Below are 12467 nucleotides of genomic sequence, written 5' to 3' on the forward strand. Positions count from 1 at the left end.
AAAATCACGCAGGGCGCGAGCGATCTCGCGCCCTGCGTCGCACGCAGCGGTCCCTACTTCGCTGGGTCCAGAAGTAGCAGCACCCCTTCGAGCGCGCCGACATCCACCGTCAGGGTGCGCGCCCCCGCGGCCAGTGTCGCCACCTGCTTCCTTCCCGACGCGTCCACCCGCCAGACCGTCGCGCCGCGCGTCGTCCCATGTCGCGCCGGATCGAGCGTCAGCGTGATCGAGTGCGCCGCGTCATCGATGCTCGCCAGCGCGATCCCCACCTGCCCATTGGCCGCCCGCCAGGCGCCGGTCAGCACCGCCGGTGCGCGCAGCGGAACTTCCGTGGCCCCGCCCCGCCGCGCCGCATAGATGGAAATGCGCGATCCGGTGAACGCCAGCTCCGGCGCGTTCGACGCCGGCGGGATCACGAAGGCCCCGTCCTGCAGCCACTCGCGATGGGCGTGACGCAGGCGCGCCAGCCGGCCCAGATAGTCGATCTCACCGGCGCGCTGCGTGAACTGCTCGGGAAGAAGATTGGCAATCGTCGGCTGCATCCCCCAGACGAACATGCGCGCCTGCTCCATCAGGAACTGGCGGCGGTACTTCTCGTCGAGCAGCGTCAGCGCGTTGGCCGGCCGCGTGGAATCCGGCCACATCTCGTCGTACGGCGGATACGTGAGCGAGCCGTACGTGCCGTACGTGATGGCGTGATGGTGGTAGACGGCCTGGAACATCGGCAGGGGATCCCACCCGCTCGCCGGATCGCTGTACCGCTCCTGGCTCACCTGCAGCGTGAGGAAGGCGTCGAGGTCGGGGAGCCAGCTCTCGCCGCCGCCTTCACCGGCGAGGCCCAGCGACGTGCCGTTGCGGCGGCGCAAGTCGGCGGCCAGTTCGCGGAAGCCGTCCATCCAGTAGTGTCCGCCGCCCACTGGATGCCCGTGATCCGGCGCCCAGCACAGGAGGCTGAGCACCGCCTGATCCATGTAGATGCCGTCGATGCCGTACTGCTGCACGACGGTGTCGGCGATGCCGGCATACTTGTCGCGCCAGAATTTGGTCGCAATGTCCATCGGCGCGCACGGGCTGGGATCGAAGACCATGTACGTCTCGAGCCGCACGCGGCCGTCTCGCTCGCGCACGGCATAGCGCTCGGCCCCTTCGCGCTTGTAGCTGGGGGTCTGCACGCACCATAGCCGCTGGTTCATGTAGACGATGGCGCGCACATCGGCGGCGTGCGCCTTCTTCACGGCCGCGGTGAACGTCGGCACGCCGTCGCGCGGCGGGAGATAGTCGGGGAACGACGTGTCGTACGGTCCCGCATGCCACCAGTGCCAGAAGACGCTGACCGGGAGCCCCACCTGCTGGCGCAACATGATGGCCGGATCGAGCACCTGGGATGCGCGCCCGCGGTTCCACACCCAGACGCCTGTTTCACGCATCCACTTGGTGGCCGTGCCACGGGCCACGCGACTGTTGCGCGCCCACGCCTGCCGTTCACCCCACGTCCGATACCGTTCCGCCGCGTGCATCCACGTGCCGTGGATCACGCCGAGCTTGACGGCGTAGGTTGGCGCATACGCCGTCGCCTTGGCGGGATCGGAAAGATCGTGCGCGATCTCGACGCGACCATACCCTTCCTGATCGCCCGACATGATGAACGACTTGCGGTACGCCAGCGAATCGTCGGTGGCCACATAGAGACCGGCCGAGTTCGGACGCGTCAGCGCGATCATCTGGAAGGAGAGCTGGCCCGGGTATCCCCACTCGAATCGCCGGCCCTTGCCATCCCGCCCCGAGAGCAGGTTGCGCGGGTCCTTGGCGCGCTGGCCCATCCAGAGCGGCACGGAGAGCTCGGCCATCTCGGTGAGCCCGATGCCGCCCAGCCGCGGATAGATCACGCGTTCGACGCCGAGGCCGCTGATGCCGTCCAGCGCGATGTGCCACGCCGTCGTCGAATCGGCGTCCACGTGCACGGTGGCCCGCACGACCAGCGTCGGGAAGCCGCGAAATCCCTCCCATTGCAGGTTCAGCGCCGGCGTGGGCCCGGCATCGCGCGACCACGTGAAACGCGCGGCGCTCGTCGCCTCGATGGGCGGCTGGCCGGGCGCGCGTTCAATGCGAAACAGCGCCAGCGCTTCGCTCGTAGGGATCGCGACCTCCTGGCCGGAGGCGGATTCCAGCCGGCGGATGCCGCCGTGGACGCCGTCAAGGACGAGGCGCACCCCACCGCTTTCGAGGGTGGGCGCCGGGCCCTGGGCGACGGCCGCGGAGGTGACGGCGCAGAGCAGGCCGACGAGGGAGCGAAGGCGTGACAGACGCATTGGGCGAGGGGATCAGGGGTGGGGAGGCAGACCCGGGACACCGGCCGGCGTCGGCCCATCACGAGTCGGCCCCAATTTGACGCCGGAGCACGACTTTTGTATTATACTCGCAAGATAGATACACCCCCAGGCGATGCGGCCCGGCGTCGTTTCGTGGAGTCCCGATTCCCGACGGCCTCTGCAGGCAGCCAACCCATCGACTCCACGATATCTGACTGAATGGTCAAAAGGCGAGTCAAGCCGCGCCGCGTCACGCGTCCCAAGTGGACGCGCCGGCCCGAGGACCGTCCGCGCGAGATCCTCGCCGCGGCGCTGCGCGTCTTTGCCGAGCGCGGCTACCACGCCACGCGGCTCGAGGACATCGCCGCCGCCGCCGGCGTGACCAAGGGGACCATCTACTACTATTTCAAGAGCAAGGACGCCCTCCTGCTTCGCCTTGGCGAGGTTGGCGACCGCACCGAATTCAAGCACCTGCAAGCGCTGGCCGAGAGCACCACCGGACCGGTCTCGGCGCAACTGCGCATCATCATGCGCCGGGGCTTCGCCGAGCCCACCGACGAGAATGAGCGCCTGCTGCGCGTGGTCTACCTCGCCCTGCACGCCGACGCCCCGAAACTCTTCGCGCGCGCCGTGCAGCACACGCTCGTTGACGGCTGGGCGCTGCTTGCCATGCTGATCGACCGCGGCAAGACCGCGCGGGAGTTCCGCGCCGACGTGGACGCCGATGTCGCGGTGCGCATATTCACGTCGGGCCTGCTGCTGCAGCAGCTCTGGCGCAACACGCTGGGGCTCGACGCGCTCGATCCGTTCGACCACGACCGGATGGTGGACTCCACCATCGAACTCTTCCTCCACAGCCTTCGCCCGACGGTCCGCGTCTCCGCGGCCCGCGGCAAGCGCAGGGCCACCACGTGACACTGACCACGCATCTCGCGCGCCTCGGCGCCCTCGCCGTCCTCGTCGCGCCGGCGCTTGCCGCGCAGCGCCCGGCGACCGCCGACACGGTTCGCATTTCAGTGGACGAGGCGCTCGCGCGCGCCGGCACCCTGGGCGAAGAGGCGCGCCTCGCCCGCTCCCAGGTGGACATCGCGTCCACGCAGGTGAAAGCCGCGCGCTCGGCGGCCCTGCCGACGCTCGACGGCAGCTTCATGTATCAGCGCACCTACGCCTCGCCGTTCCAGGTCCGGGCCAACCCGGACGCGGCGGCGGATTCGGCGCTGGCTCCGATTGCCAAGCTGTTCGCCAACCTGCCGTTCGGGCGCGTCAACCAGTACGTGGCCAACGTGACCGCCACGCAGGCGATCTTCTCGCCCCGGCTCGGCAGCGCCCTGCGCATCGCGACCTACTATCAGAGCGCGTCACGCCTCGGCCTGCGCGAGCAGCTCGCCGAAACCGAGTATCAGGTGCGCACGGCGTACGTGAATGCGCAGCTGGCCGCCGATCTCGAGTCCAGCACGCGCGAGGCCGTGGCGCAGGCCACGCGCTTCCTCGAACAGGAGCGCCTGCGGCTCTCCGCGGGCACGGGCTCAGAGCTGGACGTGCTCCGCGCCGAAGTCTCGCTGGAGAACCTCAAGCCGCAGCTCGTCGACGTGCAGAACGCCGCCGCCATCGCCACGCTCAACCTCAAGCGCCTCGTCAACGTGCCCATGACGACGCCGCTGGTGCTCACGACCGCCCTCGTCGCGCCCGTGATGCGCGCCGAGTCGCCGCTCGATCCGGCGGTGGTCTCGGGGCAGCGCGCCGCCGTGCAGGCCGAGCAGGAAAACGTGCGCATCGCCCACGAGATCGTGAAGCAGGCGATCGCGGCGTACATCCCGTCCATCGATTTCCGCATGAGCCTCGGCCGCCTGATGTATCCGCAGCAGGTCTACTCCCTGAACGGGCGGGACTGGCTGACCGACTGGAATGCCTCGCTCACGCTGAAGGTGCCGCTGTTCAGCGGGTTCAAGCGGGGCGCCGACCTCTCGCAGGCGCGCATCGGATTGAAGCAGGAAGAGTACCGGCTCTCGCAGCTCCGCGAAGCCGTGCAGTTGCAGTACCAGCAGGCACTCGGCGAGCGCACGCGCGCCGCCGTGGCCATCGTCGCGCGCCAGCGCACGGTGGACCAGGCGCAGCGGGTGTACGACCTCACCGTGCTGCGCTACGACCAGGGGCTCGCGACGCATCTCGAAGTGAGCGACGCCCGACTGGCGCTCCTGATGGCCCGCTCCAACTACGCCCAAGCCGTCGCCCAGTACCACATCGCCGACGCGGGACTGCAGCGCGCCCTGGGCGCGAGTTCCGCCGCCATGACCACGGCCCGCTGACCATGACTCCCATGACCAACACCCCACGCCGCGGCGTCCCCGCCGCCCGTCTGTTCCTTCTGCTCGCCGTCGCGCCGCTCGCGCTTGCCGCCTGTGGCGGCAAATCCGATACGGGCGACACCGCCCCACCCGTGACTCTCGGCGCCGCCGATGTGGCCCCGGCCAGGGTCGCGGAACTGGCCCCGAGTGTCGTCGTGAGCGGCGCGCTCGACCCCGCCGATGCCGTGCGCGTGCGCGCCCAGGTGGGCGGCACGTTGCGCGACGTGACCGTGGACCGCGGATCGCGGGTCAGCCGCGGCCAGGTGATGGCGCGCATCGAGGCGCAGGGCGTGACGAGCGGCGCCGAAAGCGCGAAGGCAAACGTCGCGAGCGCCGACGCTGGGCTCGCCGTCGCCAAGCAGCGCCTGGACGGCGCCAGGAAGCTGTTCGACGCCGGCGCAATGTCGGCGGTGGACATGAAGGCCGCGCAGGCGGGGTATGACGCCGCAGCGGCCCAGCTGGCGGCCGCGAAATCGGCGTACGCCAGTGCCGCCGAGTCGGCCGGGCATACGCAACTCCGGGCGCCGTTCGATGGCTGGGTGAGTGAGCGCGTCGCCGAGGCGGGCGAGTCGGTGAAGGGCGAGGATCCCGTGTTCACGGTGGTGGATCCGCGCACGCTTGAACTCAAGGGACAGGTCGGGGCCATTGACGCGGCCAAGGTGCGCGTCGGCCAGACGGTCGTCTTCACGATCGACGCGATGCCCGGCCAGGAGTTCAAGGGCACGGTCGCGCGCGTCGACCCGGTGGCCGACGCGTCCACACGGCAGGTCGGTGTCTACGTCCGGCTCGCCAACGGCAGCGGCAAGGTGGTGGCCGGCCAGTTCGCGCATGGTCGCATCCGGACCGGCCCAGCGGTCAAGGCGGTCGTCGTGCCATTCAACGCGGTGCGCACGGAGACCAAGAATCCCTATGTGCTGGTCGTCGAAGGCGGCGCGGTGCATCGTCGCACCGTGGTGACGGGCGCACGCGACGAGGACATGGGGGTCTTCGTGGTCACCAGCGGACTCAAGGCGGGCGAGCGCGTCGTGGTCACGGCGGGCGTCGACATCGCGGACGGGACCAAGGTGTCCCTGGCCAAGGAGCCGTAGGATGGAAGAGCAACGCGTGCGCGGCCGCCGGGCCTCCGACCATTCCGGCTCCGGACTGAGCGCCCTCGCCATTCGCCGGCCGGTCTTCACCGCGATGGTGATGTCGGCGCTGGTGGTGCTGGGCTTCTTCAGCTATCGCCGTCTCCCCATCGACCAGTTCCCGGAGATCGACTTCCCTATCGTCGCGGTGCAGACGGTGTATCCTGGCGCCAGCGCCGGCACCGTGGAGCGCGAGGTGTCGCGCCGGCTGGAGGAAGCGTTCAATCCGGTGCAGGACGTCAAGAAGATCACGTCGGTCTCCCTCGAGGGCGTGTCGCAGGTGATCGTCGAGTTCCAGCTCGACCGCGACGTCGATGCGGCCGCGCAGGACCTGCGCTCCAAGATTGACGCCATTCGGCGCGAGCTTCCCGACGGCGTCGAGCAGCCGCTCGTGCAGAAGTTCGACTTCGGCGCGATGCCCATCATCTCGATTGCACTGTCGAACCCCGACATGCCGATGGCGCGCCTCACGGCGCTCGCGGATGAGACGATCCGCCGCCGGCTCGAGGCGGTGGGTGGCGTCGGCGAGGTGCGCATCTCCGGCGGGCTCAAGCGCGAGGTGCGCATCTTCCTGCAGCCGGCCCGCATGGAAGCGCTCGGGATCACGGTGCCGCAGGTCACGATGGCGCTGCGGAGCCAGAACCTCGACGTGCCGGCCGGGCGCGTGGAACTGGGGGCGCAGGAGCAGCTCGTGCGCGTCAGCGGACGCATCAAGGAGCCCCTTCAGTTTGCCGAGATCATCGTCGCGACGCGCAACGGCCAGACCATTCGCATGGGCGACCTCGCGCGCATCGAGGATGGCACCGAGGAGGAGCGCTCGCTGGCGCTCGTGGACGCCAAGCGCGCCATCGGCATCGACCTGATCAAGAGCTCCGGCGCCAACACGGTGCGCGTGGCCGACGGCATCAACGCGCAGATCGAGAAGCTCCGGCAGGTCCTGCCCGCCGGCACCGAGCTGCGCATCGTCCGCGACAACTCGGTGCTGATCCGCAATTCGGTCTCCGACGTGCTCGACGAGCTCTTCCTCGGCGCGCTGCTCACGGTCATCATCGTGATGCTCTTCCTCAACGACTGGAAGGCGACGGCCATCACCTCGCTGTCACTCCCGGTCTCGGTGATCTCGGCGTTCATCATCATGCAGGCGCTCGGCTTCACGGTGAACGTCCTGACGCTGATGGCGCTCTCGCTCTCGATCGGCATCCTGATCGACGACGCGATCGTGGTCATCGAGAACATCGTGCGGCACCGCGAGCGGCAGCAGGACCACTTCACGGCGGCCGGCCAGGGCACGCGCGAGATCATCCTCGCGGTCATGGCCACGACGTTCTCCATCATCGCGGTCTTCGTGCCGGTGGCGTTCATGGGCGGCATCATTGGCCGCTTCTTCTACGCGTTCGGCCTGACCGTGGCGTGGGCGGTGCTCATCTCGCTGTTCGTGTCGTTCACGCTCACGCCGATGCTGAGCGCGTGGTGGGGCGTGGACCCGCACGTGCACGGGGTGCACACCGGCAACATCATCACCCGCACGATCGCCCGCTTCAACGCCTGGTTCGACCGGATGGCGCACCGCTACCGCGGCGTCATCGAGTGGGCGCTCCGGCACCGGTGGCAGACGCTGGCGATCGCCACGCTCAGCCTCGTCGCGGCCTTCGCGCTCACGCCGTTCATCGGCGGTGAATTCTCGCCGCAGTCCGACGAGAGCGAGTTCACCGTCAACTTCGAGACGCCCGAGGGCTCGAGCCTCGCGCAGACGCGCGTCAAGGCCGAGCAGATCGTCGCGTCGCTGCGCGCCATGGAAGGCGTCGCCTACACCTACACCACCATCGGCGCGGGCGCCACCGGCACCGTGCGCAATGGCGAGGTCTACGTGCGGCTGCTGAAGCCGCACGAACGGCCCCTCAGCGCCAACGCGATGATGATGGATGCGCGCGCCCGGCTCGGCCGGTTGTACGGCGTGCGGTCCTTCGTGCTCGCGCAGTCGGGCCCGGGCGGCGCCCAGGCGCCGCTGCAGGTCGAATTGCGCGGTCCCGACATCAACGAGCTGCAGCGGATTTCCTCCGCGCTGCGCGCGGCGGTCGCCGCAATCCCCGGCGTCGTGGACGTCAAGTCGTCGCTCGGCGATCCCAAGCCTGAACTGCGCGTCGAGCTCAACCGCGACGCCGCCAACCAGCTCGGCGTCGACATTGGCGCCGTTGCCGCCACCATCCGCCCGCTCTTTGCGGGCGAGGTCGCGACCCGATGGGAGGATCCCACCGGCGAGGAACGCGACGTGCGCGTGCAGGTGGCCCCCGAACTGCGCCGCTCCATCGCCGACGTCAGCGCGATGCCAGTGCCCACCGCCCACGGCGGACCGAACGGCGCGAAGTACACGCGGCTCGGCGACATCGCCTCGGTCAGCATGGCCACCGCGCCCGCGCAGATCGACCGCTCACGCCTGGAACGCGTCGTCATCATCTCGGGCAGCACCGCGCCGGGCACCACGCTGACCGAGGCATCGAATGCGATCACGGCCGCGGCGGCCAAACTGAAGCTGCCGCCGGGATATTCGGTCTCCCTCGGCGGCGAGACCGAGATGTTCGTCGAGACGATCGGCTATGTGATTGAGACGCTGTTGCTCGCGGTCATTCTCATCTTCCTCATCCTCGCGTCGCAGTTCGAGTCCTTCACGCAGCCGGTGGCCATCATGCTGTCACTGCCGCTGTCGCTGGTGGGCGTGCTGCTCGCGCTGCTGATCGCTGGCTCGACGCTGAACATCATGTCGATGATTGGCGTGATCATGCTGATGGGCCTGGTGACCAAGAACGCCATCCTGCTGGTGGACAATGCCAATGAGCGCCGGCGGTCCGGCGCGCACCGCTTCACCGCGCTCGTGGAGGCCGGAGCGGTCCGGCTGCGCCCCATCATGATGACGACGCTGGCGATGATTGCCGGCATGACGCCCATCGCGCTGGCGCTCGGCGAGGGCGGCGAATTCCGCGCGCCGATGGCCCACGCGGTGATTGGCGGGCTCATTACCTCGACGATGCTGACGCTCGTGGTCATCCCCGTCGCGTATACGTACTTCGACGATCTCGGCACGTGGGTCAAGCGCCGTTTCGTCAGTGAGGAGCGGGAGATGGAGATCACCGCGGAACAGCGGGCCTCCGGACTGCACCATACGATGACCGGCGAGTTCCCCGTGCCGGGCGTGGTTCCACCGCCGGAACCGTAGGCGGCGACCCGGCGCAGGGGTGGGCAGCGCGGCGGCGAAAGCCGCCGCGCTGTATTTTCCCCGCCGTGTCCGAGTTCAGTCTCTACCTGCGGATGGGCTACCACCACATCGCCTCCATCGGCGCGTGGGACCACATCCTCTTTGTCGCCGCCTTGACGGCGGCGTATGGCGTGCACGAGTGGAAGCGCATCGCCGTGCTCGTCACCGCATTCACCATCGGCCACTCCATCACGCTCGCCCTGGCGACGCTCGACATCGTCCGCGCGAGCCCGCGGGTGATCGAACCGTTGATCGCCGCGACGATTGTATTCATGGCCTTTGCGGCCATTGGCGACCAGTTGGCGCCGCCCACGGCGTCGTCGCGCGCCGCGGCCATGCGCCGCCGTTATGTGACGGCAGGACTCTTCGGCCTCATTCACGGCTTGGGCTTCGCCAGCGCGCTCCACGCGCTGCTGGGGGCCGAGGTGTCCATCGCGGTGCCGCTGCTCGCGTTCAACCTGGGACTCGAGGTCGGGCAAGTGCTGATCGTGAGCGTCTTCTTCGCCCTGGGACTGGCGGCCGATCGCTGGCTCCACGTACGCCGCCGCGACTGGGTCTTGATCCTTTCCGGCGCCGCCGCCGGCATCGGCCTTACCCTGCTCGTCGAACGACTCGCCAACGTCGCATAGGCATTCGCCGTTGTCCTAGATTGCGGTGGGAATCGACCGTCTCCCGTCCGCCGTCTCCCGTCTCCCGTCTGCCCTCCGTTGAGGCCCGCCATGACCCCGCATCGCGCCCTTCGCATCGCCGCGCTCTGCAGCATCGCCGCGCCCCTCTCCGCCCAGCGCGGAGGACCGCCGGTCACGACGCCGCCGCAGTGGCTGAATGCCGACACGACGAGGAAGACCAATCAGTCGAACTTCCGCGCCATCGAGCAGTGGCCGACGCCCAACGAGTACCGCACCGCGAGCGGCTCGCCCGGCCCCAAGTACTGGCAGCAGAAGGTGGACTACACCATCCGCGTCACGCTCGACACGGTGAAGCACGAGATCACGGGCACCGAGCGCGTCACCTACCACAACAACTCGCCGAACGCGCTCCCGTACCTCTGGTTCCAGCTCGACCAGAACGTGGAGCGCCCTGATTCACGCGCGCAGCTGTCGTCGCGTCCGTTGCCGCGCGGCCTGGCCCAGATGTCGGGCCAGGCGCTGCGCCTGCTCGACCTCACGGGTGAGGAGGCGCAGAAGCTCGGCACACGCATCGCGCGGGTGAGCACCATCGGCGCCGACGGCACGCGTCGTGCCGCCCCGTATTTCGTGAATGGCACGTCAATGTGCATCGAGCTGCCCGCGCCGATCGCCACCGGGCAGTCCGCGCAGGTCGAGATCGAGTGGGCGTACATCGTCCCCGAGATCGGGCGCAACACGCAGCGCAACGCGCGCGACAAGGTGAAGGACGGCTGGGAGTACGAGATCGCGCAGTGGTACCCGCGCGCCGCCGTGTACGACGACGTCAGCGGGTGGGTGAACGACCAGTTCTACTCGCAGGGCGAGTTTTACCAGGAGTTCGGCGACTTCGACGTGGCCATGACGGTGCCGCATGATCATATCGTGCGCGCCACCGGCGTGCTGCAGAACCCGAACGAGGTGCTCACCGCCACTCAGCGCGCGCGACTGCTGCAGGCATGGAGTTCCGACGAGCCGGTTTTCATTGTCCGCCCGGATGAGGTGACCAAGCCCGAGACTCGCCCCGCCGGCCGGGCGCCGCTCACCTGGCGCTTCAAGGCGCAGAACGTGCGTGACTTCGCATGGGCGAGCTCCAGGACTTTCGTCTGGGACGCGATGGGCTTCCGGTATGCGAAGGGCGGCCGCCTCATCGAGCTGCATTCCGTCTATCCGCGCGACGCGATGCCGCTGTGGGACCAGTACAGCACCAAGGCCATCAGGCAGACCATGGTCACCTACGGGCGCATGGTCATCGAGTATCCCTACCCCGTGGCGAGCAACGTGCATGGCTCGGTGGGCGGCATGGAGTACCCGATGATCGCCTTCTGCGGCGCGCGTCCCCGCCCTGACGGCACGTTCGATCCGTCGCTCAAGTGGCGGCTCATCTCGGTGACCATCCACGAGGTCGGGCACAACTGGTTCCCGATGATCCTCGCCTCGGACGAGCGCCGCTGGGGGTGGATGGACGAGGGAATGAACTCGTTCATCCAGTACTACGCCGAGAAGGAGTGGGATCCCGCTTACCCGTCCAATCGCGGTCCGGCGCCGAAGATCGTCGACTACTTCAGGGAAGTCGCGCAGGTCCCGATGATGACCGAGTCGGACCTGGTCTACGCCAACTACAGCCCGCAGGCGTACGCCAAGCCGGCGGCGACGCTGGTGATGCTGCGTGAGCAGGTGCTGGAGCCGGCGCAGTTCGACCGCGCCTTCCACGAGTACGCGCAGAAGTGGGTCTTCCGGAAGCCGCAACCCGCCGACTTCTTCCGCACGATCGTGAACGGCGCGGGCGAGAACCTCAACTGGTGGTGGCGTGGCATCTTCTACACGACGTACGCCAATGACCAGGCGCTGGGCAGCGTGCAGACGCAGAACGCCACCGACATCACCGGCAACACGGCGCGCGGCAAGTTCTATCACACCATCACCGTCGAGCAGAAGGGCGGCCTGGTGATGCCCATCCAGCTCGGCGTGACCTACGACGATGGCACGTCGGACCTGATCAAGCTGCCCGCGGACGTCTGGCGCTTCAACGAGAAGACCTTCACCTACGGCTACTTCTCGAACAAAGCGCTCGCGCAGGTGGTAGTAGACCCCAATGAGGTCTTTGCCGACGTGAACCGCGCCAACAACGCCTGGAAGCCGGTGCCGAGAGTGCAGCCGTGAGCACGGCCGCGCGCCGCCGCGCACGGTGGCATTCGCTCGCGGTCGCCCTCTGTGCGATCGCGCTCGTCGGCGCGCGGCCGCTGAGCGCTCCGGCGCACCACGTACGGGCGCCGCACGACCTGCATCTCACGCACACGCGCATGGTGATCGAGGGGAACGCCGTCGTCGCTCGCGTGCGGATGTTCCGGGACGACCTGCAGAAGGCCCTCAAGCGATCCATCGGCGACGATGCCGCCTCCAGGGCCGCCGTTGCCGCATACCTCACGCAGAACTTCCTGCTCACGGCCGAGGGGACGAAGCTGACCGGCGAGCTGCTCGACAGTGGCGGCGAGATGGACGGCGACCAGCCCATCTACTGGGTGCTCGTGCAGTGGAAGGCCGCCAAGCCCGTGAAGTCGCTCGGCGTGCGCGTACACCTGATGTTCGAGACGTTCAATGACCAGCAGAACACGGTGCTGGTGGCAAAGCAGCCGGGCGATGAGCGGAGGGGATTGTACTTCCAGGCGGGGGATAGGACGGAGCAGGTGTTGAAGTTCTAGCGGAACGAGGAGGGGGTAGAGGCCAAGGGACGGGGAGGAGAGGTGGAACGAGGAGGGAGGTCCCGTGCG

At 68.5% G+C, this 12467-nt stretch carries 8 protein-coding genes; 7 read left to right on the plus strand and 1 reads right to left on the minus strand.

Going from position 1 to position 12467, the window contains the following annotated elements:
• Nucleotides 1-53 precede the first annotated feature (53 nt).
• Complete coding sequence (locus VGJ96_03500) at nt 54-2309, minus strand: DUF6259 domain-containing protein (GenBank protein ID HEY3286168.1); 2256 nt, start codon at nt 2307-2309, stop codon at nt 54-56.
• Between the two features lie 219 nt (nt 2310-2528).
• On the opposite strand from VGJ96_03500, the gene VGJ96_03505 reads away from it, so the two are divergent.
• The 7 genes from VGJ96_03505 to VGJ96_03535 all read left to right on the plus strand — a co-directional run bounded on the left by VGJ96_03505 (nt 2529) and on the right by VGJ96_03535 (nt 12398).
• The gene (locus VGJ96_03505; protein HEY3286169.1) at nt 2529-3224 is read left to right on the plus strand and encodes a helix-turn-helix domain-containing protein; all 696 of its coding nucleotides are present in this window, start codon (nt 2529-2531) and stop codon (nt 3222-3224) included.
• Complete coding sequence (locus tag VGJ96_03510; protein ID HEY3286170.1) at nt 3221-4615, plus strand: TolC family protein; 1395 nt, start codon at nt 3221-3223, stop codon at nt 4613-4615. Before VGJ96_03505 ends, VGJ96_03510 begins: the two co-directional genes overlap by 4 nt.
• An 11-nt stretch (nt 4616-4626) precedes the next feature.
• A complete protein-coding gene (locus VGJ96_03515) occupies nt 4627-5742 on the plus strand; it encodes an efflux RND transporter periplasmic adaptor subunit (GenBank protein ID HEY3286171.1) in 1116 nt (371 codons plus the stop codon).
• 1 nt (nt 5743) lies between these two features.
• Nucleotides 5744-8992 carry an efflux RND transporter permease subunit gene (locus tag VGJ96_03520; protein ID HEY3286172.1) on the plus strand — a complete coding sequence of 1083 codons (3249 nt, stop codon included), beginning with the start codon at nt 5744-5746 and terminating at the stop codon, nt 8990-8992.
• A gap of 65 nt (nt 8993-9057) precedes the next feature.
• The gene (locus VGJ96_03525; protein HEY3286173.1) at nt 9058-9660 is read left to right on the plus strand and encodes a HupE/UreJ family protein; all 603 of its coding nucleotides are present in this window, start codon (nt 9058-9060) and stop codon (nt 9658-9660) included.
• Between the two features lie 90 nt (nt 9661-9750).
• A complete protein-coding gene (locus VGJ96_03530) occupies nt 9751-11859 on the plus strand; it encodes a M1 family metallopeptidase (protein HEY3286174.1) in 2109 nt (702 codons plus the stop codon).
• Nucleotides 11856-12398 (plus strand): DUF6702 family protein, encoded by a 543-nt coding sequence (locus tag VGJ96_03535; protein ID HEY3286175.1) that lies wholly within the window; start codon nt 11856-11858, stop codon nt 12396-12398. Before VGJ96_03530 ends, VGJ96_03535 begins: the two co-directional genes overlap by 4 nt.
• The last annotated feature ends 69 nt before the right edge of the window (nt 12399-12467 follow it).

Source organism: Gemmatimonadaceae bacterium, assembly GCA_036504815.1.
Lineage (GTDB): Bacteria > Gemmatimonadota > Gemmatimonadetes > Gemmatimonadales > Gemmatimonadaceae > PNKL01.

Excerpts from the sequence above, each read along its gene's own strand:
- VGJ96_03500 (HEY3286168.1), bottom strand. The coding sequence starts at position 2,309 with ATGCGTCTGTCACGCCTTCGCTCCCTCGTCGGCCTGCTCTGCGCCGTC.
- VGJ96_03505 (HEY3286169.1), top strand. The coding sequence starts at position 2,529 with ATGGTCAAAAGGCGAGTCAAGCCGCGCCGCGTCACGCGTCCCAAGTGG.
- VGJ96_03515 (HEY3286171.1), top strand. The coding sequence starts at position 4,627 with ATGACCAACACCCCACGCCGCGGCGTCCCCGCCGCCCGTCTGTTCCTT.
- VGJ96_03520 (HEY3286172.1), top strand. The coding sequence starts at position 5,744 with ATGGAAGAGCAACGCGTGCGCGGCCGCCGGGCCTCCGACCATTCCGGC.
- VGJ96_03530 (HEY3286174.1), top strand. The coding sequence starts at position 9,751 with ATGACCCCGCATCGCGCCCTTCGCATCGCCGCGCTCTGCAGCATCGCC.